The 18,993-nt window shown below is 63.0% G+C and carries 19 protein-coding genes; 8 read left to right on the top strand and 11 right to left on the bottom strand.

All coding sequences use genetic code 11. The annotated features are described in order from the left end of the window. Positions 1–4: 4 nt before the first annotated feature. The 5 genes from fliQ (at position 5) to VE092_RS23080 (ending at position 5,863) form a co-directional block, all read left to right on the top strand. On the top strand, positions 5–274 hold the full coding sequence (gene fliQ, locus VE092_RS23060; RefSeq protein ID WP_324880218.1) for a flagellar biosynthesis protein FliQ: 270 nt from the start codon (positions 5–7) through the stop codon (positions 272–274). A gap of 39 nt (positions 275–313) precedes the next feature. Continuing rightward, the gene (fliR, locus tag VE092_RS23065; protein ID WP_324880219.1) at positions 314–1,117 is read left to right on the top strand and encodes a flagellar biosynthetic protein FliR; all 804 of its coding nucleotides are present in this window, start codon (positions 314–316) and stop codon (positions 1,115–1,117) included. A gap of 136 nt (positions 1,118–1,253) precedes the next feature. Further along, positions 1,254–2,468 carry an efflux RND transporter periplasmic adaptor subunit gene (locus VE092_RS23070; protein WP_324880220.1) on the top strand — a complete coding sequence of 405 codons (1,215 nt, stop codon included), beginning with the start codon at positions 1,254–1,256 and terminating at the stop codon, positions 2,466–2,468. Between the two features lie 7 nt (positions 2,469–2,475). Next, positions 2,476–4,449 (top strand): MacB family efflux pump subunit, encoded by a 1,974-nt coding sequence (locus tag VE092_RS23075; RefSeq protein ID WP_324880221.1) that lies wholly within the window; start codon positions 2,476–2,478, stop codon positions 4,447–4,449. A 10-nt stretch (positions 4,450–4,459) separates the two neighbouring features. Next, the gene (locus tag VE092_RS23080) at positions 4,460–5,863 is read left to right on the top strand and encodes an efflux transporter outer membrane subunit (protein WP_324880222.1); all 1,404 of its coding nucleotides are present in this window, start codon (positions 4,460–4,462) and stop codon (positions 5,861–5,863) included. 92 nt (positions 5,864–5,955) lie between these two features. Here the strand turns inward: VE092_RS23080 and flgL are convergent, their stop codons facing one another. The 11 genes from flgL to flgB form a co-directional block, all read right to left on the bottom strand. Beyond that, positions 5,956–7,089, bottom strand: a complete 1,134-nt coding sequence (gene flgL, locus VE092_RS23085; protein WP_324880223.1) for a flagellar hook-associated protein FlgL — start codon at positions 7,087–7,089, stop codon at positions 5,956–5,958. A gap of 21 nt (positions 7,090–7,110) precedes the next feature. Then, on the bottom strand, positions 7,111–9,456 hold the full coding sequence (gene flgK, locus VE092_RS23090) for a flagellar hook-associated protein FlgK (protein WP_324880224.1): 2,346 nt from the start codon (positions 9,454–9,456) through the stop codon (positions 7,111–7,113). 160 nt (positions 9,457–9,616) lie between these two features. Continuing rightward, positions 9,617–10,594, bottom strand: a complete 978-nt coding sequence (flgJ, locus tag VE092_RS23095; protein WP_324880226.1) for a flagellar assembly peptidoglycan hydrolase FlgJ — start codon at positions 10,592–10,594, stop codon at positions 9,617–9,619. Positions 10,595–10,656: 62 nt separating this feature from the next. After that, positions 10,657–11,760: a flagellar basal body P-ring protein FlgI gene (locus VE092_RS23100; RefSeq protein WP_174616869.1), complete on the bottom strand. Its 1,104-nt coding sequence runs from the start codon at positions 11,758–11,760 to the stop codon at positions 10,657–10,659. A gap of 71 nt (positions 11,761–11,831) precedes the next feature. Beyond that, complete coding sequence (locus tag VE092_RS23105; protein WP_324880227.1) at positions 11,832–12,491, bottom strand: flagellar basal body L-ring protein FlgH; 660 nt, start codon at positions 12,489–12,491, stop codon at positions 11,832–11,834. A gap of 70 nt (positions 12,492–12,561) precedes the next feature. Beyond that, complete coding sequence (flgG, locus tag VE092_RS23110; RefSeq protein WP_324880228.1) at positions 12,562–13,344, bottom strand: flagellar basal-body rod protein FlgG; 783 nt, start codon at positions 13,342–13,344, stop codon at positions 12,562–12,564. A gap of 38 nt (positions 13,345–13,382) precedes the next feature. After that, positions 13,383–14,120 carry a flagellar basal-body rod protein FlgF gene (flgF, locus tag VE092_RS23115; RefSeq protein WP_324880229.1) on the bottom strand — a complete coding sequence of 246 codons (738 nt, stop codon included), beginning with the start codon at positions 14,118–14,120 and terminating at the stop codon, positions 13,383–13,385. Between the two features lie 111 nt (positions 14,121–14,231). Then, positions 14,232–15,548, bottom strand: coding sequence for a flagellar hook protein FlgE (gene flgE / locus VE092_RS23120; protein ID WP_324880230.1), 1,317 nt, complete (start codon positions 15,546–15,548; stop codon positions 14,232–14,234). A gap of 39 nt (positions 15,549–15,587) precedes the next feature. Then, a complete protein-coding gene (locus tag VE092_RS23125; RefSeq protein WP_324880231.1) occupies positions 15,588–16,310 on the bottom strand; it encodes a flagellar hook assembly protein FlgD in 723 nt (240 codons plus the stop codon). Between the two features lie 17 nt (positions 16,311–16,327). Then, positions 16,328–16,732 (bottom strand): flagellar basal body rod protein FlgC, encoded by a 405-nt coding sequence (gene flgC, locus VE092_RS23130; protein WP_324880232.1) that lies wholly within the window; start codon positions 16,730–16,732, stop codon positions 16,328–16,330. A 6-nt stretch (positions 16,733–16,738) separates the two neighbouring features. Continuing rightward, the gene (flgB, locus tag VE092_RS23135; RefSeq protein WP_324880233.1) at positions 16,739–17,167 is read right to left on the bottom strand and encodes a flagellar basal body rod protein FlgB; all 429 of its coding nucleotides are present in this window, start codon (positions 17,165–17,167) and stop codon (positions 16,739–16,741) included. A 220-nt stretch (positions 17,168–17,387) separates the two neighbouring features. Here flgB and flgA point away from each other — a divergent pair, with 220 nt between their 5' ends. The 3 genes from flgA to VE092_RS23150 all read left to right on the top strand — a co-directional run. Beyond that, positions 17,388–18,134 carry a flagellar basal body P-ring formation chaperone FlgA gene (flgA, locus tag VE092_RS23140; RefSeq protein ID WP_324880234.1) on the top strand — a complete coding sequence of 249 codons (747 nt, stop codon included), beginning with the start codon at positions 17,388–17,390 and terminating at the stop codon, positions 18,132–18,134. Between the two features lie 185 nt (positions 18,135–18,319). Continuing rightward, the gene (flgM, locus tag VE092_RS23145; protein WP_006462685.1) at positions 18,320–18,640 is read left to right on the top strand and encodes a flagellar biosynthesis anti-sigma factor FlgM; all 321 of its coding nucleotides are present in this window, start codon (positions 18,320–18,322) and stop codon (positions 18,638–18,640) included. A gap of 30 nt (positions 18,641–18,670) precedes the next feature. Continuing rightward, the coding region (locus VE092_RS23150) for a flagellar protein FlgN (RefSeq protein ID WP_324880235.1) at positions 18,671–18,993 on the top strand (323 nt) is incomplete at its 3' end.

Genomic DNA, 18,993 nt, shown 5'->3' on the forward strand with positions numbered 1-18,993 from the left:
CACGATGACTCCCGAAAGCGTCATGACCATGGGCCGCCAGGCCATCGAGGTCACCCTCCTGATCGCTGCGCCGATGCTGCTCACCGCCCTGGCCATCGGCCTGCTGGTGAGCATCTTCCAGGCCGCCACCCAGATCAATGAACAGACCCTGGCCTTCATCCCCAAGCTGGTGGGCGTGTTCCTGGCCATGATCATCGCCGGCCCGTGGATGCTCACCATCCTCCTGGACTACATGCGCACCATGTTCAGCGGGATTCCCGCCATGGTCCAGTAGCGCCTCGCGCCGGGCCGTACGTCCGGCGACTGCCACGCCATGCTCACCTTCTCCAGCCAGCAACTCTATGCCTGGGTCGCCATGTTCATCTGGCCGACCACCCGCATTCTCGGGCTGCTGGCTATCGCCCCGCCCTTCGGCAGCGCCAGCGTGCCGATGCTGGTGAAGGTCTTGCTGGGCATCGCCATCGGTGCAGTGCTGGCACCGGACGTACCGGTTCCGCCAGCCATCGATCCGATGTCGATGACCGGCATCCTGATCCTGCTGCAACAATTGCTGGTGGGCCTGTCCATGGGCTTTGCCATGCGCATCGTGTTTGCCGCCGTCGAGGCTGCCGGGGAACTGACCAGTTCCACCATGGGCCTGTCCTTCGCCTCCTTTTTCGATCCCCAAAGCCAGGGCCGCACCGCCGTCATCAGCCAGGTGCTATCGCTGCTGGCCACCATGGTGTTCCTCAGCCTGAACGGGCACCTGCTGTTGCTGCAGGTGATGGCCGAGAGCTTCCATACCCTGCCCATCACCGGCCAGCCAGTGACCGCCGAGGGCTTCCACCAGTTGGCCCTGTGGGGAGCCAAGGTGTTCAGCATGGGCGTGCAATTGTCGCTGCCGTTGCTCATCGCCCTGCTGATCACCAACTTCGCCCTCGGCATCCTGACCCGCGCCGCGCCGCAATTGAACCTCTTCGGGATCGGTTTTTCGATTACCATGCTGGCGGGTTTCACCCTGATCGCCTTTGCCCTGCCCTACATGCTCACCCCCTTGCAACGCTTTCTTTCCGATGGCATCGAGATGGTGCGCCTGCTGGGCAGTGTGCCGACGGTCAATGCACTGCCCCGGCCGTGAACAGGCTTCCCCGATTACCGTGTAGTGATCGCGAGCGCGCGATGACTCCACATTTACTTCTTCTGACGATCCGGCAGCCGGCCTTGCTTCACTCTGACGGCTGCCCGGAACTGACCACAGCGCGCCCATTTACCGCATGAATATCGCCTACCTTCGTCGCCCCAAGATCATCGTCCTCAGTCTCGCCGTCCTGCTGGCGGGAGGCTATATCGTCCACCGCATGCTGACGCCGCCACCGCCACCGGCCTATCTGAGCGCCACCGCCGCCGTGGCCGACATCCAGGACGTGGTCCTGGCCAGCGGTACCGTCAAGGCCTACAAGCAGGTCAGCGTCGGTGCCCAGGTCTCGGGACAGATCAAATCGCTCAAGGTGGTGCTGGGCCAGCGCGTGAAGAAGGGCCAGCTGGTCGCCGAGATCGATTCCATGACCCAGGCCAACAGCCTGGCCAGCAGTGAATTCTCGTTGCAAAACCTGCAGGCGCAGCTGCGCTCCAAGGAAGCCAGCCTGAAGCAAGCGCAACTGGCCTACGAGCGCCAGAAGACGATGCTGGCCGGCGACGCAAGCTCGCGCGAGAACTTCGAGAGCGCCGAGGCCACCCTCAATGCCACTCGCGCCGACATCGCGGGTCTGCAGGCGCAGATCAAGGATGGCGCCATCAAGGTGGACAACGCCCGCGTCAATCTGGGCTATACCCGCATCACCGCGCCTATCGACGGCGAAGTGGTGGCCATCGTGGCACAGGAAGGACAGACCGTGAACGCCAACCAGGCCACACCGACCATCATCAAGGTGGCGCGCATGGATACGGTCACCGTCAAGGCACAGATTTCCGAAGCCGACGTGGTGCGCGTCAAGCCGGGCCTGCCGGTGTTCTTCACCGTCCTGGGTGACCCCGACCACCGCTATCGCACCACCCTGCGCGCCATCGAACCGGCGCCCGATTCGATCCTGCAGGATGAAACCTCCGCCAGCAGTCTCAGCGCCAGCAGTACCAGCGCCAGTTCCACGGCGATCTACTACAACGGCCTGCTGGACGTGCCCAATCCGGAGGGCAAGCTGCGCATCTCGATGACCACCCAGGTCAACATCGTCCTGTCCGAAGCGAAGAATGCGCTGGTCGTGCCTTCCACCGCGCTGGGTGAGAAGGATGCCCAGGGCAGCTATCTGGTGCGTGTGCTCGATGAAGAGGGCCATGCCCACGAACGTCGGGTCAAGATCGGCATCAATACCAATGCCCAGGTGCAGATCACCGAAGGGCTCAAGGCCGGTGAACGCGTGGTGACCGGCACGGCCGTGGCCGGTGCTACCGACAGCAGCAGCGAACGACGCGGTCCGCCGCCGCGCATGTAAGGCCGCCATGACCACTGCCCTGCTGCAACTGCGCGGCCTGCGCCGCGATTTTCCGGCCGGTGACGACCGCATTACCGTGCTCAATGACGTCAACCTCGATATCGAGGCGGGCGAAATGGTGGCCATCGTCGGTGCTTCCGGCTCGGGCAAATCGACCCTGATGAACATCCTCGGCTGCCTGGACAAGCCCAGCGCCGGCAGCTATCTGGTCGCCGGACGCGAGACCGGCAAGCTGGATGCGGACGAACTGGCGCAACTGCGGCGCGAACATTTCGGCTTCATCTTCCAGCGCTATCACCTGCTCTCGGATCTGGACGCCACCTCCAACGTCGAGGTGCCCTCGGTCTATGCCGGCCAGGACCCGGCGCAACGGCGCGAGCGCGCGGCGCAACTGCTGGCCCGGCTGGGCCTGGCAGAGCGCAGCCACCACAAGCCGGGACAATTGTCCGGCGGCCAGCAGCAACGCGTCTCGATCGCGCGGGCACTGATGAACGGCGGCGACGTGATCCTGGCCGACGAGCCGACCGGTGCCCTGGACAGCCACAGCGGCCACGAGGTGATGAACATCCTCAAGGAGCTGCACGCCGAAGGCCACACCATCATCATCGTGACCCACGACATGCAGGTGGCCAGCAATGCCCAGCGCATCATCGAGATCAAGGATGGCGTGATCATCGCCGACCGCCGCAACGTCCCGACCGACACCGGTGCAGCCACGGCCACCGCCAGCCCGCGCAGCCAGCGTCGCGAAGGGCGGCAACAGGCCCATGCCTGGCGCGCCACCCTGGACCGCCTCAAGGAGGCACTGCGCATGTCGCTGCTGGCCATGAATGCGCACCGCCTGCGCAGCTTCCTGACCATGCTGGGCATCATCATCGGCATCGCCTCGGTGGTGTCGGTGGTGGCACTGGGCACTGGTTCCCGCGAACAGATCCTGTCCGACATCAGCGCCATGGGCACCAACACCATCGACATCTTCCCCGGCACCGACTTCGGCGACATGAAATCGGCCGCCATCCGCACCCTGACCCCTGCTGACGCCGCCGCCCTGGCCGAGCAGAACTTCGTGGACAGCGTCACACCCAGCGTGGCCACCGCCTCCTCGGCGCGCTACGGCAATATCTCGGTCACCGCCACCATCAATGGCGTGGGCGAGCAGTATTTCCGCGTGCGCGGCCTGAAAATGGCGCAGGGTATGGGCTTCAATGCCGAAAGCATCCGCCGCTATGCGCAGGAGGTGGTGATCGATGCCAACACCTACAAGAAGCTCTTTCCCAATGGCGGCAACGCCCTGGGCGAAGTGATCTTCCTGGGCAGCGTACCCTGCCGCGTGATCGGCGTGACACAGAAGCGCGAAAACGGCTTCGGTAACAACAGTGCCCTCAATGTCTGGGTACCCTACACCACCGCCATGAGCCGCGTGATCGGTCAGCGCTATCTGAGCGGGATTACCGTGCGGGTCAGTGACAAGGTCCCCAGCGCCGCCGCTGAGCAAGGCATCACGCGCCTGATGACATTGCGCCACCGGGTCAAGGACTTCTACATCTTCAACACCGACAGCATCCGCCAGACCATCGAGAAAGCCACCGCCACCCTGACCTTGCTGGTATCGATGATCGCCTTGATCTCGCTGGTGGTCGGCGGTATCGGCGTGATGAACATCATGCTGGTCTCGGTCACCGAGCGCACCCGCGAGATCGGCGTACGCATGGCCGTGGGTGCGCGTCAGAGCGACATCATGCAGCAGTTCCTGATCGAGGCGGTGCTGGTCTGCCTGGCCGGCGGCCTGCTGGGCGTATTGCTGGCGCTCTCCTTTGGCGCCCTGTTTTCGCACTTCGTCAGCAGCTTCCGGATGATCTATTCCACCGCTTCCATCGTCAGCGCCTTTGCCTGCTCCACCCTGATCGGGGTCGTATTCGGCTTCCTGCCGGCCCGCAATGCGGCGCGACTCAATCCGGTGGATGCCCTTGCCCGCGAATGAATTCATAGCCATGTCCAAGCCTCTTATTTCCCGTCTTCCGCTGCTGCTCGCACTGGCCCTGCTGGGCGGCTGCAGCGCGCTGACGCGCACCCCCTATGCGCCGCCGCCCACACAGGCGGCGCCGGCCTGGCAGCAGGCGACTGCGGCCGACAGCGTCGATGCCCAGCGCTGGTGGCAGGGGTTCGGTGATGCCGAACTCACGCGCCTGATCGATGAAGCCCTGCGCAAGAACAATAATCTGGCGGCCGCCACCATCAAGGTGCGACGCGCCCAGTTGCTGGCCGGCCTGGCCGACGATGCGTTCATGCCGACGCTAGGTGGGCAACTGAGCAGCAATGCCAGTACGCCCCTGAGCGGCAACCGCGCAACCACCCGCCAGAGCCAGAATGCGATCAACCTGTCCTATGAAGTGGATCTGTGGGGCCGACTGGGGGCCAACTATGACGCGGCCCGCTGGGAAGCGCTGGCGACCGAACAGGATCGCGCCGCCACCGCACTGAGCCTGGTCGGCACCACCGCCAACCTGTACTGGACCGGCGCGTTCCTGAACCAGCGTATCCGCACCGCCGAGCAGAGCATCGACTATGCCCGCAAGACGCTGGAGCTGGTCAACACGCAATACCGGGCCGGCGGCGCATCATCGCTGGAAGTGCTGACGGCGCAGCAGAATCTGCTGAGTCAGCAGTCCGGCTACACTGACCTGCTGCGGCAAAGGGTAGAAAACGACAACGCCCTGGCCATCCTCTTCGACAGTCCGCCGGGGCAGCCCTTCGCCCTGCCGGCCAGTCTGCCCGAGCAACCACTGCCGAATCTGGAGGCCGGCCTGCCGGCCGAACTGCTCGGGCGGCGGCCGGACCTGCGCGCGGCCGAACTGCGTCTGCGCAGCGCCCTGGCCAATGTCGATCTCACCCGCCTGGGCTTCTACCCGCAACTGACCCTGACTGGCGCGCTAGGCACCAGCAGCGACGCCCTGCTGCGCCTGGTACAGAATCCGGTGGCCACGCTGGGTGCACAGCTGAGCCTGCCCTTCCTGCAGCAGACCCAGATGAAGCTGAAGGTCGGCGTTTCGCAGGCGGACTATGACAGCGCTGTCACCAACTTCCGCCAGACCCTGTATTCGGCGTTCAGCGACGTCGAGAACGCCTTGTCCGCTCGCCAGCAGTATGCCCGTCAACAGGCGCTGTTGCTGCGCAACCTGGAAGTGGCACAGGCTGCCGAGCGCCTGTTCGAACTGCGTTACCGGGCCGGCTCGATCACTCTGCAAGCCTGGCTGGAGCAGCAGGACAAGCGTCGTACCGCCGAGACCTCACTAGCCCAGGCCCGACTGAACCAGCTCAAAAACCAGATGACCCTGTACCAGGCCCTGGGCGGCGACACCCGCGCCAGGCCCGCGCCCCTGCCGCCTGCGCGCTGACGAGGAGCGCGCTTGAAGCAAAAAGGCGAACCCTCGGGTTCGCCTTTTTTGCATCGTAGTCGCTGTCCTCGGACAGCCGACCGGTCCATCGATTACTTCAGATAGTTCAGCAAGGTCAGACCGCTGGTGGTGACGAAGACCTTCTGTGCCGCCGACAGATAGGTCTGCTTGAGCGTCAGGTCGCTGATCAGCTCGCTGGTGTCGGACAGGTTGCGACCCAGCAGGTTGTTGATGGTCTGGGAGTAGTTTTCCTTGTTGACCTCGCCGGCCGCATCGAGGTTGTCCAGTTCGTTCTGGCGTGCACCGATGGACGCCTTGGCGGTCGATACGCCGCTGGAGATGGCGTCGATCTGGGTGTTGAACTGGGCCAGGTTGCGCGTCAGCGCTGCCTGGCTGCCCGGCACCGGGGTGCGGGCGGCATCGGCCGCATCGGCCTTGAGCTTGGCCGCAGCGGTCGCGGTGAACTGGGCCTGGTAGCCCGGATCATCGGGCTTCATGCCATCCAGGGTCGCCTGTGCCGTCTTGTAGTCCTGGATCGGAAACTGATTGCTCAGCGGGGGGTATTCATAGTTGTTGGCCGCCGTTTCATCGGCCTTGTTGGCCGCCTCGGTCACCGGGACCGACAACGTATTGATCAGGTTGGTCATGGTCTTGAAGATGTCCTGACCACCACCCTGGAAGATCGCCTGGCCCGATGCACTGATGTCCATCTGCCGGGTGGAATCGACCTGCAACGTCATGGCGCCCTGGTCGCCGTTATAGACCACCCCGCCGCTGCCATCGAGGGTGAACGGCTGGGTCGTGCTCTTGAAACCGGCGAAAATGTAGTTGCCCTGGCCGTCCTGGGCATTGGCGTAGCCCATCACCTCGTTCAGGTTGCCCTTGATCTCGGCAGCCATGTTGCTGCGCTCGGCATTGGAATACGAGGCGTTACCGGCCGCGATCACATTGGACTTCAGCTTGGTCAGCATGTTGGTCAGGCTGTCCAGGGTCCCCTGTACGCTGGAGAGCGCGCTGTTGGCGTTCTGGCGATTGGTCTTGTACTGCTCGTTCAGGGCCTCCGTCTGGGTCATGTCCAGGGCGCGCGCCGCGGCCACCGGATCATCCGAGGGCAGCAATACCTTCTGCTGCGCCGTCACCTGCTGCGACAGCTTCAGGATCTGGCTTTGCATGCTGGTCAGGTCGTTGTTGCTCGACTGATAGAGCATCTGGGTGCTAATACGCATGGTCGTCTTCCTCTAAACTGTTTAACCGCCCAGGGTGAGCAGCACATTGATCATGTCGCTGGCCGCCTGGATGATCTTGGCGGCAGCCTGGTATTGCTGCTGGTTGCGGATCATCTGCGCCAGCTCCTCATCCTGGTTGACGCCGGACTCGGACTGCTGCTGGGTCTGGATCGCTGTCAGACGCGCCTTTTCGGCGGTATTGGTGACATTGATCTCGTTGGTCTTGTTGCCGATGGTGGCCACCAGCTGCGAATACGAGCCCTGGAAATTGGTGCCATTGATGGTCTTGGACGTCTGCAGATTGCCCATGGCCAGCATGTTGCGATTGTCCGAGGCGGCATTGGTATTGGCGGCGATGGTGAACTGGTCACCATCGGAGGGCTGCCCGGAAATCTGGAACGATACGCCGCTGATCTCATAGGTATCCCCCGCCGTGTAGGGCAGAACCGTGACACCGGCACCGATGGTGGTGGTGGTGCCATCCTTGTGGGTGATGGTACCGCCACCGGCCGGAACAGCCGGAGAAATCGTAAAGTTCGGCGGCGTGGCGGTGCCGTCGTACTCCAGCGTGGTCGGCTTGGTCAACGGCGTGGTGGTGGTCAGGTAGGCCGGCGTGACCGAACCGGAGCTGATGGTGGCCGTGCCCTTGTTGGCCGCAACCGGCGCAAAGTTGAACTTGTCGCCGGTCCCGGCGGTGCTGGGCGTGCCGGTCAGCGTGAAGGACACGCCGCCGCTGGTGATGGTCATGCCCGACTGGTAGGGGAATGCCGCGCCGCCGGCGACCGTGCCACCCGTGCCATCCGGATTGGAATAGGTCACATCCGGTACTGGCGTGGCACCGCTCCAGGCGCTCGTCAATTGCAACACCGACGGTGTTCCGCCGCTCATCGAAGCAGTGAACGACACCGACGAACCCTGCTGGAACTTGGTCCCATCCAGCGAGGTGCTGGAGATGAGCGCGTTGCCGGCATTGGTGGCCGGCGTGCTGGCGTTGACGTTGTTGGTGGCGTTGATCGACGTCGAGATCGGCGCCGCCGTGGCCAGCAGCTGGGTGTTGTTCAATGCCAGCGAGAAGCCGGCCGCGCCATTGGCGGTCGGCTGGATCTTGTAGATGTTTCCGCTCGGGATGGCCGGCGCGTAAGGTCCGGGCGCGGCTGCACCGTTGGAGTAGGTCACCCCATCCAGCGTCACCGGGAAATCACCGGCGGCCTTGACGGTCTTGGTGTTGTCCGACAGGCGGGTGAAGGTGTAATTGGTGCCGTCGTAGGTCAGCGTGTAGTCGCTGGTGCTCAAGGCCGACGGATCGGTAATCGTCGCCTTCAGGTCAGTCGTGCCGGTATTGGTCGGATAACCGATCAGGTTGGGCGAGCTGACATTGAACATGTTCGTGCCGGGATTGCCGTTCTGGTCCAGGCCCAGCTGCTGTTGCTGGTTGAAGGCGGTACCCAGGGCGATGGCGATGCGGCCCAGGGCATTCTGGGTCGGATCCAGCGTTTCGCTGCGGTACTTGAGCAGACCGCCGAGACTGCCGCCATCGTAGAAGAAGCTGTCAGGGATGGTCGCAGTCGTACCGGCCGTGGTCACCTGCCCGATCTGCAGTCGCGACACGTCGGTGGGCGAATTGGTCACCGCCAGCTGGGTCACGTTCTCGCCCGTGACCAGCGACTGGCCGGTACCGATGAACACGCTCACCGCGCCGGTATCCTGCGGCACGGTGGTGATCTTGACGTACTTGTTCAGCTCAGCCACCAGCTGGTCGCGCTGGTCCAGCAAATCGTTGGGCTGCTGACCGCCACCAGTACCGATGGCGCTGACGATGGCCTTGTTGAGCTGGGCGATCTGCTGCGCGTAGGAGTTGATCGTGGTGACGGTGGAGGTGATCTGGCTATTGACGCTGGCGCTGCTGGCCGAGAGCTGATCGTTGATGCTGGTCACCCGTGCCACCAGGGTCGAGGCCTGCGACAGCACCGACTGGCGCGAGGCCTGGGTATTCGGATTGGACGCCAGGTTCTGAATCGCCGCAAAGAAATCCTGCAAGGATGGCGACAGGCCGGCCTTGGTGTCGGCCACCATGTTGTTGATCTGCGAGATCTCGGAGTAATAGGCATCCAGCGAGCTTGCCGACGTTTGCGAGGCCAGCGCCTGCTTGGTCAGGAAGTCGTTGTAGACACGCTTGATCTCGGTGACCTGGGTCCCCTGCCCGACGAAACCGTAGCCGTAGTTGATACCACCGGCCGAGCTTTGCACGACTTCCTGGCGGTTGTAGCCGGGCGTGGTGGCGTTGGAGATGTTGTGGCTGGTGGTGGCCTGGGCCGCCATGGCCGCCTGCAACGCCGATTGCCCGATACTGAAGATGTTAGTTGCCATGCTAGGTTGTCGTCCCTGAAAGCTTTTAGCGGAATAACCAAGTCAACGGCAGGATTGACCAAAACTTTAGATGGCTGCGGTCGATTTTGTTTCCGACTGGCACCGCTGAGCTGTCCCTGCACCCTGCCCTTGCAGCGCAGGGTCGCGCAGCCGGCGCTGCTTAGGCCGAGAGCGATTGACGGATGATGCGCGACAGTTTCTCGGCGTAGTGCGGGTCGGTGGCATAACCGGCGCGCTGCAGCCCGTAGGCGAAACCATGGGCATCCTGGGCGCTGGCCAATACCTTTTCGTAGCGCGGATTGCTGCGCAGCAAGTTGGCGTAATCCTTGAAGGCATCCGCATAGGAATCATACGCGCGGAATTTCTCCACCCGCTTCTGCGGCTTGCCGTTGATGTATTCGATGGTGGTGGCCTCGACCACCTTGCCGGTCCAGTTGCCGGTGGCCTTGATGCCGAACAGGTTGTGCGCCGAACGGCCGTCGCGGGCGACGATTTCCTTCTTGCCCCAGCCGGTTTCCAGCGCGGCCTGGGCCAGCATGAACTTGGCCGGGATGCCGGTCATCTTGCTGGCGATCTCGGCATCGGCCTGCAGGCGGTTCTGGAAGGCCTCCACGTGCGCCGGCCGGTTGGAATTGCGACGCTGCCGGTTGCCATTGCGGCCATCCTGATCGGTGCTATCGGCCTGCTGCTGGCTGGCGAAGCTCTGGATGAACTTGGCACGATCTGCCTCGCTCATTTCCTTGACCAGCGGGATGCCCATCGGCAAGCCCTCGTCACCGGCGCCGGGCGTACCTTCCAGGTCCTGCGCATCCGGCAGCTTCTTGGGCAGCGAGGCCGACAACTGGCGGGTCAGCACATCGGCCAGACCGACACCGCGCTGGGCCAGGCTTTGACTTAGTTGCTGGTCCAGCATGGAAGTAAACATCTTGGTCTGCTCGTTATCGAACGGGCCATTTTGTGGCGTCGCGTCGCGCATGCTCTTCATCACCATGTTCAGGAACAGCGCCTCGAACTGCTTGGCCGCCCCCTTGATGGCCTCCGGCGAATTCTGCCGGGCGGCTTCGCGCAGGCCGTTCAGCCCATTCGCATCGACGGCCAGATTCTCGGTCGGATTGGATGGGTTGATCTTGTTGAGCATGGGTTACCTTGGATGAAAGCGTTTGTAATGGAATCGGCCATGCCGTCCCGCTACCGTTACCGTTAGATCACTTCGAGTTCGGCGCGCAAGGAACCTGCCGCCTTCATCGCCTGCAGGATCGCCAGCAAGTCCTGGGGCGTGGCGCCGATGGCATTGAGTGCCTTCACCACATCAGACAATGAGGCACCGCCCTTCAACAGCATGACCTTGCCCGGCTCCTTGTTGATCGAGACCTGTGCGTTCTGCACCCCGGCCGTCTGGCCACCGGCCAGCGCATTGGGCTGGCTCACGGCATTGTCGGCCTGGATCACCACCGACAGATTGCCATGCGAGACAGCGCAGGTATCGAGCATCACGCTCTGGTTCATCACCACCGAACCGGTACGCGCATTGAGGATGACCTTGGCCGCCAGCTTGCCGGGGGTCACGTCGACGTTTTCCAGCGCACCCAGGAAGGCCACCCGGTCGCCGCTGGAGATCGGGGCCCGCACACGGATCACGCGGCCGTCCTGCGCCACGGCAGTATCGGTACCAAAGCGCTTGTTGAGCGCATCCACCACCCGGGCGGCGGTGGAGAAATCGTTGTCGTTCAGTTCCAGTACCACCATGTCGCCGCCACCCAGCGAACTGGGCACTGCACGTTCAACCGTGGCACCGCCGGAAATGCGGCCGGCCGACAGCTGGTTGATGGTCGTGCTGCTGCCAGCCGCCGAAGCACCGGCACCACCGACCACGATGTTGCCCTGGGCGATGGCGTAGATCTGGCCGTCGGCGCCCTTGAGCGGCGCCATCAGCAAGGTGCCGCCGCGGATGCTCTTGGCATTGCCGATGGAAGACACGGTGACGTCAATCAATTGACCCGGCTGCGCGAAGGCCGGCAGGTTGGCCGTGACCATCGCCGCGGCCACGTTCTTGAGCTGCATATTGCTGCTGGTACCGGATGGCACGTTCACGCCCAGTTGCTGCAGCATGCTGATCACGCTCTGCACGGTGAAGGGGGTCTGGGTGGTCTGGTCACCACTGCCGTCCAGACCGACCACCAGGCCGTAACCGACCAACTGGTTCTGACGCACGCCCTGGATGCTGGCCAGGTCCTTGAGTCGCTCGGCCTGGGCCGGCAGCGCCACACCCAGGCACAGGGTGGCCACGGCCGCGGCGGCAACCATTGCCAGCCGGCTGCCTGATCGGAAGATATCCATCGCGAAAAGTCCTTTCCGGGTCATTGCACTACTCCACATCAGAAAGGAGAAACGCTGAAGAAGAATCGGCCCAGCGAAGACATGAAGTCAGCCATGTCCACCCGGGTATTGGTACGGTATTCGACCTTGGCATCGGCCACCAGGGTCGAGGAAACGGTGTTGCCGGTCTGGATGTTGTCCGGACTGACGGTGCCCGAGAAGCGCACGTATTCGACACCCTTGTCCAGTGCCACCTGCTTTTCGCCGGAGACCACCAGGTTACCGTTGGGCAGCACTTCCACCACGGTCACGCCGATGGTGCCGGTAAAGGTATTGCTGGAACTGGTGGCACCCTTGTCCTCGAACTTGGAGGAGGAGCTGCCGGAAGCCGACAGTTCCTTGATCGAGGTGCCGAAGATGGTGGGCGCGGGTGAGGCCACCGCGCCGGTCTTGCTGGCCGAGCTGCCGGCCGACTTACCGGCGCTGGTCTTCTCGTTGATGACGATGGTAATGGTGTCACCCACCAGGCGCGCGCGGCGGTCCTCGAGCAGCGGGCGATAGACCGCCGACTGGAAGATCGCGCCCGAGGTCGGCGGCGCATAGGAGGCCGGTTGCGGGCGAGCCGTCTTGGGCCCCGTCACGATGCTGTCGGGCACGGTGGTGCAGCCGGCGACGACCAATACCCCCGCGATGGTGACCAATTTGAGCAAGCTCTTCATATCTGCCTCGTCCTTCTTTCTACTGCCAACTACCCTGTTCAATAAAACCGCCCCGGCTCGCCGCCAGGTCTTACAGCTGCGACAGCTTGGCCAGCATCTGGTCGGAGGTGGTGATGGCCTTGCTGTTGATTTCATAGGCGCGCTGGGTCTGGATCATGTTGACCAGCTCTTCCACCACGTTCACATTGGACGTTTCCACATAGCCCTGCCACAAGGCGCCGGCACCATTGGTCCCCGGGGTATTGGGGTTGGGCGTGCCGGAAGCGGCAGTTTCCACGTACAGGTTTTCGCCGCGGCTTTCCAGCCCGGCCGGGTTGATGAAGGTCGCCACCTGGATGGTACCGATCTGGGTAGTCGCGGTGGAACCGGCCTGCATGATCGAGACGGTGCCGTCACGTCCCACGCTGAGCTTGGTGGTGTTGAGCGGAATGGTGATCGGCGGCTGCAGGGTGTAGCCGCTGGAGGTGACCATCTGGCCCTGGCTGTCGGTCTGGAAGGAGCCATCGCGGGTATAGGCGGTGGTGCCATCGGGCAGCAGGATCTGGAAGAAGCCATTGCCCTGGATCGCCAGATCCTTGTCATTGTTGGTCTGGTTGACGTTGCCCTGGGTGAAGATGCGCTCGGTGGCGACCGGACGCACACCGGTACCGATCTGCAGGCCCGAGGGCAGTTGCGTCTGCTGCGAGGACTGGGCGCCGGGTTGACGCACGGTCTGGTACAGCAGGTCTTCGAACACGGCGCGCGAACGCTTGAAGCCGTTGGTGCTGACGTTGGCCAGGTTGTTGGAGATCACGTCCAGTTGCGTCTGTTGCGCATCCAGGCCGGTCTTGGAAATCCATAGGGAACGAATCATTTATTTCTCCGGTATTCAGCGCTGAGGCTAATGGGCTATCAGGACAAGGACAGGATCTGGGTCGCCTTGGTCGCATCGCTTTCGGCGGTCTGGATCACCTTCATGTTCATCTCGAACTGGCGCGACAGGTTAATCATGTTGACCATCGCCTCCACTACGTTCACGTTGCTGCCCTCGAGCGCGCCGCTGGCCAGACGCACGTTGGCATCGGGCTGGGCGGCGCCGGTGATGGTACGGAACAGGCCGTCGTCACCGCGCTTCATGTTCTTTTCATCCGGGTTGACCAGCTTGATGCGACCCAGGACGTTGACCGCATTGGGAATGCCGTTGGTCGGGATCGACGAGACCGTCCCATCGGCAGCAATGGCCACGGTGGTGTCGGGCGGGATGGTGATCGGACCGCCGTCGCCCTGCACCGTCTGGCCGGACTGGGTCTGCAGGACGCCGTTCTGGCTCATCTTGAAGCTGCCATTGCGGGTGTAGGCTTCGCCGCCATCGGCGGTCTGCACCGCGATCCAGCCGCGCCCCTGGATGGCCACGTCCAGGGCACGGCCGGTATCCTGGATCGGGCCTTGTGAAAAGTCATTGCCCGCAGTCGAGTCCACCACGAAAGCCCGTGTGGGCAGGCCATCGCCCACCACCGGCGCGGAGCGGAAGGTATTCAGTTGGGCGCGAAACCCCGTGGTCGTGGCATTGGCCAGATTGTTGCTGGCGCTGGCTTGCTGCTCAAGCGTGTGCTTGGCCCCCGACATCGCTGTATAGACCAGACGATCCATAAAACCCCTTGTGTGCGGCGCCATCCCCCGGCGCCCGCCGTTGAAACCGGCCGCCGGCGGCGCCGGCGACCTTCCAGCACGCGCGCCGCCAGGCGCGCGTTCCAGCCCTTATCAGCGCAGGCTGACCAGGGTCTGCAGTACGGTGTCCTGCACCTTGATGGTCTGCGAGTTGGCCTGGTAGACGCGCTGCGCCACGATCATGTTGACCAGTTCCGCAGTCAGGTCGACGTTGGAATCTTCCACCGCGCGCGCCTGCAGGCTGCCAAAGGTACCGGTAGTGGGACGGCCCACCAGCGGGCTGCCGGCCGCGCCGGTCGCCGCGTACAGGTTGTTGCCCAGCGGTTGCAGACCGTTAGGATTGGCGAAGTTCACCAGCACCACGGTACCCAGGTTCTTGGTCTGCTGGTTGCTGTAGGAACCGACGATGGTGCCGTCCTTGTCGATGGAGAAGCTCGACAGGGTGCCCGGGGGCATGCCGTTCTGGTTCTGTGCCAGGTTGACGAAGGCCGACCCGGTCTGGGTCGAGCCCGCGTAGCTCAGCGAGATGGGGCTGGCAAAGTTGCCGCCACCGGCGGCGATATTGGCGTTGGGACCGGCGGCGGTGAGGTCGATGCTCATCAGGCCGGTGGTGATCTGCGTGCCGGTAGAGTCGAACACACCGAGCAACGAGCCGGTGGAATCGAACTTCATCGTTCCCAGCGACAGGGGCGTGGTCCCGCCAGCGGTGGTCACCAGGGTCTTGTCGCCGACCTTGGCGTACACGTCCCAGCTGGTGGTCGGCGGGGTCACCGTGGTATCCGGATCGTGCTTGACGTAGTAGGTCTGCACGCTGTACGGGTTACCCAGGCTGTCGTAGACGGTGACACCGGTGGAGTTGTTGTAGGTGGTCGGATCGTTGGCATTGAACGGCGTAGTGGTCGGCTTGCTCAGGCGCGAATCCAGATTGACCTTGGTGCTGATGGAGGTCGTGGTGGTCGCCGGGATGGCCGAGGTATCGATCTGCAAGGGCACCGGGTCACCGCCCGAGGCACCGGCCGCCCAGCCCATCAGGTAGGCGCCGTTCATGCTGGGATTGACGATGTAGCCGTTCTTGTCCAGCTGGAACTGACCATTGCGGCCATACAGCGGCGACTTGTCGTCCAGCGAACCGGCCATCTGGAAGAAACCGTCGCCGTTGATGGCGATGTCCAGGGGATTGTTGGACGAGCTGATGTTGCCCTGGGTGAATTGCTGCGCCACGCTGGCCACGGTCACGCCGATGCCGACCGGCGAGTTGCCGGAACGGTTCATGGAATTGGCGTACATGTCGGCGAACTGGGTCTGCGACTGCTTGAAACCGACCGTGCTGGCGTTGGCCACGTTATTACCGATGACGTCCAGGCTCTTGGCTGCGCCGTTCAGTCCGCTCAGACCTTGCTGAAAACTCATGAGATATCCCCTTGTTCCGAATCTTGTCGGTAATGACGATTAAAGAATTTGTACGATGTCGGTCGGCTTGATGGTGCCGACATTGGTGACATTGAGCTTGACGCCGTCAGAGGCCGTGGACACGCTGGCCACGGTACCGAAGGCCAGCGCCGTCACTGCGACCGGGGTGCCATTGTTGGAGGCGGTGGCGGTGAAGGTGTAGTTGCCATCGGCGGCCTTGCCACCGGCATCGTTGGTACCGTCCCAGATCACCGGAACCGCACCGGCGGCCTGGGTGCCCAGGTCCATGGTGCGCACCACGGCGCCGGACGAATCCTTGACCGTCACGATGACCGAGGATGCAGTACCGGACAGGTTGACGCCGAACACCGCCTTCTGGCTGGTGACATCCTTGCCGTCGGCGTCCTTGCTGGTATCGGAGGTCAACTGGATGGTGTTACCCGGAGCCAGCAGGCTATGGCCGATCATGCTGGCAGTGGACAGCGCCTGCGAGGAATTGAGGTTACCCATCAGCGTGCTCAGCGAGTCGTTCAACTGGCTGATGCCGGACACCGTCGACAGCTGCGCCATCTGGGTGGTCAGCTGCGAGTTGTCCATCGGATTGCTGGGATCCTGGTTCTTCATCTGCGCGATCAGCAGCGTCAGGAAGCGGTTCTGGATCGCATCCGGACTGTTGTCATTCAGGCTGGCGGCGTTGTTGGTGGACGAGCTGCTGCTCGCCCCGTTCATTGCATTGAGCAGGTCATTGGAGACGATTGCCATGATTCAGGTCCTGTTTCCTATTGTCCGATGGTAAGGGTCTTGACCAGCATGGCCTTGGCCGTATTCATCGTTTCCACATTGGTCTGGTAAGAGCGGGAAGCCGAGATCATGTTGACCATTTCCTCGACCGGGTTGACGTTGGGCATGGCCACATAACCATTACCATCGGCCATGGGATGCTTGGGGTCATAGACCAGCTTGGGCGGAGCCTGGTCTTCGACCACGGCGGCCACTTTCACGCCGCTGTCCTTGATATCGCCCACCGGAATGGCTTCGAAGACCACCTGCTTGGCCCGGTAGGGCCGGCCGTCCGGGCTGGTGGCGCTGTCGGCGTTGGCGATGTTGCTGGCGGTGGCATTGAGGCGCTGGGCCTGCGCACTCATGGCCGAGCCGGCAACGTTGAAGATATTGGAAAGGGACATGGCTTATCAACCCGGTTGGATGGCGTTAATCATGGCCTTGATCTGGCCGTTCACGGCGGTGACCCCGGCTTCGTAGCGAATGCCGTTGTCGACGAACTCATTGCGTTCCACGTCCAGGTCGACGGTATTGCCGTCCACGCTGCCCTGGGTCACGGTGCGGTACTGCAGCGGCGAACCACCGATGCTGCCGGGACCGTTATCGGGTGCGGTCGCGGCCACATGGGAGGCGGCCGTGCGCGCCAGCGCCAACGGCGGCATGGCTGCACTCTTGTTGTCGAGGGCATTTTTCAGCGCATCGGCGAAATTGACGTCACGCGCCTTGTAGTTGGGCGTGTCGGCATTGGCGATGTTGGAAGCCAGCACCTGCTGGCGCTGTGCCCGCAGGTTCAGCGCCATTTCGTTGAAACGGAAGAAATCGTCGAGCTTAGAGACCATCGGGTCCTCCGGAAATACCGGCGCCGCTGCCGCCCTGCCGGGACGGTCGCGCACTACGCCGATGATGGAATTACGTAGGCTTGATCATACGTTTCCACCCCGGACTCTAAGGGGCGATAAAGAGAGAAAAGCCTCCCCTGTTTGCGCTTTTGACGTCGCGCGCGCGACGTACCATTGCTGCCAAGATTCGCCAATGCCTGCTGCAGGCAAGTTGCACAAAATGAAACATTCTTTTCGCCCCATGCGCCTCCTGCGCCGTGCCATCGCCGTCCTGGCCTTGCTGGCCGGCGTATTGACGACCGCCTCGCCAGTCGCTGCGCAAAATACCCCCGACGGTCCGCAAAAGCAGAACTTGCAAGTTCTGCAACAGGTTGCCGAGCAATTCCTGGCCAGCCAGACCTCCGGCCTGCCGGGCAGTGTCACGATCACCATCGATCCGGCCGATCCGCGCCTGACGCTGGCCTCCTGCCTCGAACCGCAAGCCTTCATGCCCAACGGCGGACGCCTGTGGGGCCGCACCACGGTGGGCGTCAGGTGCGTGGCGCCCTCCCCCTGGACGATCTACCTGCGCGCCAATGTGCAGGTCATTTCCGACTACCTGGTGGCCGCCGTGCCGCTGGCTCAGGGCCAGACCATCAGCGCCAGCGACATCACCCGCATCCGCGGTGACATGTCCAGCCTGCCCAGCGGGGTGATCACCGAAGAAGCCCAGGTGGTGGGCCGGGTCGCCAACATGTCCTTGCGCGCCGGCACGCCGTTGCGCATGGATGCGATCCGCAATCAGCGGGTGGTCCAGCAAGGGCAGTCGGTACGGGTCGTCTCGATAGGCCCCGGTTTCCAGATTTCCACGGAAGCGCGCGCCATGACCAACGCCAATGAAGGCCAGATGGCACAGGCGCGGACCGCCGCCGGACAAGTGGTCAGCGGCATCGCCAAGGCGGGCGGCATTCTGGAAATCAACTATTGATAGAGGGCAATCCTGAAGAGAAAGGACTGTCTAGCCGGGATCTGCAGATGCGCGTCGGAAATGTGAAGAAAATTTCTCTCATTTCGTCATTTTGGCGCCCTGGATGTTAAAGTTTGCGCAGAACTGGTCGATAATTCATACGACAGGCGGGTGCGATGCGCCCCCACCCTACAAGGAATACTGCCGTGAACGTTAACGACGCCCTCAAATCAGCTGCCCTCAACAGCGAGCAGACCCAGGCCCAGCCTCGCAACAACGCCCCCGCCGGCGCTGCTGCCGGCAATGGTGCCGCGGCCACTGCAGCCACTTCGGATAGCGTGCGCCTGTCCAGCACCTATCAGTCGCTGGAAACCAAGGTCAACAGCAACAGCAGCAGTTTCGATGCCAAGAAAGTGGCCGAAATCAAGGCTGCCATCGCCAACGGCACCTTCCAGATCGATCCGGAGAAAGTGGCCAATGGCCTGATCGACACCGTCAAGACCCTGATCAGCGCCCGTCCGGCCTGATCGTTACTGCCTTCGCACAGGATGACCCGCATGAATCCGGCCAGCAACCTGCCTCTGGAACACGCTGCCCTGTCCCGCCTGGTCGAAAAACTGAATCAGGAACAGGCCTTGCTGGCTGAAGCCACCGCCGAAGGCCTGACCGACATCATCTCCGAAAAAGCTACCATCGTTTCCGACATGGCCACGCTGGCCGGTAACCGCCACAGCCTGCTGGGCAGCCTGGGTTACAGCGAAGATGAGGCCGGCATGCAGCAGTGGATGAACGAACACGGCAGCGACGCCGACAAGGACGTCTGGGCCGGCCTGTTCGAACTGGCCCAGGATGCCAAGGAGCTCAACCGTGTCAACGGTTT

The organism is Herbaspirillum sp., assembly GCF_035644555.1.
In the GTDB taxonomy this organism is placed as follows: Bacteria; Pseudomonadota; Gammaproteobacteria; order Burkholderiales; family Burkholderiaceae_D; genus Herbaspirillum.

Bases quoted from the DNA above. Each gene is read 5' to 3' on its own strand.
- flgK (WP_324880224.1), bottom strand. From the start codon at position 9,456: ATGGCAACTAACATCTTCAGTATCGGGCAATCGGCGTTGCAGGCGGCC.
- flgJ (WP_324880226.1), bottom strand. From the start codon at position 10,594: ATGCTCAACAAGATCAACCCATCCAATCCGACCGAGAATCTGGCCGTC.
- flgL (WP_324880223.1), bottom strand. From the start codon at position 7,089: ATGCGTATTAGCACCCAGATGCTCTATCAGTCGAGCAACAACGACCTG.
- flgE (WP_324880230.1), bottom strand. From the start codon at position 15,548: ATGAGTTTTCAGCAAGGTCTGAGCGGACTGAACGGCGCAGCCAAGAGC.
- flgG (WP_324880228.1), bottom strand. From the start codon at position 13,344: ATGATTCGTTCCCTATGGATTTCCAAGACCGGCCTGGATGCGCAACAG.
- VE092_RS23080 (WP_324880222.1), top strand. From the start codon at position 4,460: ATGTCCAAGCCTCTTATTTCCCGTCTTCCGCTGCTGCTCGCACTGGCC.
- VE092_RS23125 (WP_324880231.1), bottom strand. From the start codon at position 16,310: ATGGCAATCGTCTCCAATGACCTGCTCAATGCAATGAACGGGGCGAGC.
- flgB (WP_324880233.1), bottom strand. From the start codon at position 17,167: ATGGTCTCTAAGCTCGACGATTTCTTCCGTTTCAACGAAATGGCGCTG.
- VE092_RS23105 (WP_324880227.1), bottom strand. From the start codon at position 12,491: ATGAAGAGCTTGCTCAAATTGGTCACCATCGCGGGGGTATTGGTCGTC.
- VE092_RS23070 (WP_324880220.1), top strand. From the start codon at position 1,254: ATGAATATCGCCTACCTTCGTCGCCCCAAGATCATCGTCCTCAGTCTC.
- VE092_RS23100 (WP_174616869.1), bottom strand. From the start codon at position 11,760: ATGGTTGCCGCCGCGGCCGTGGCCACCCTGTGCCTGGGTGTGGCGCTG.
- flgC (WP_324880232.1), bottom strand. From the start codon at position 16,732: ATGTCCCTTTCCAATATCTTCAACGTTGCCGGCTCGGCCATGAGTGCG.
- VE092_RS23075 (WP_324880221.1), top strand. From the start codon at position 2,476: ATGACCACTGCCCTGCTGCAACTGCGCGGCCTGCGCCGCGATTTTCCG.
- fliQ (WP_324880218.1), top strand. From the start codon at position 5: ATGACTCCCGAAAGCGTCATGACCATGGGCCGCCAGGCCATCGAGGTC.
- flgF (WP_324880229.1), bottom strand. From the start codon at position 14,120: ATGGATCGTCTGGTCTATACAGCGATGTCGGGGGCCAAGCACACGCTT.
- flgA (WP_324880234.1), top strand. From the start codon at position 17,388: ATGAAACATTCTTTTCGCCCCATGCGCCTCCTGCGCCGTGCCATCGCC.
- fliR (WP_324880219.1), top strand. From the start codon at position 314: ATGCTCACCTTCTCCAGCCAGCAACTCTATGCCTGGGTCGCCATGTTC.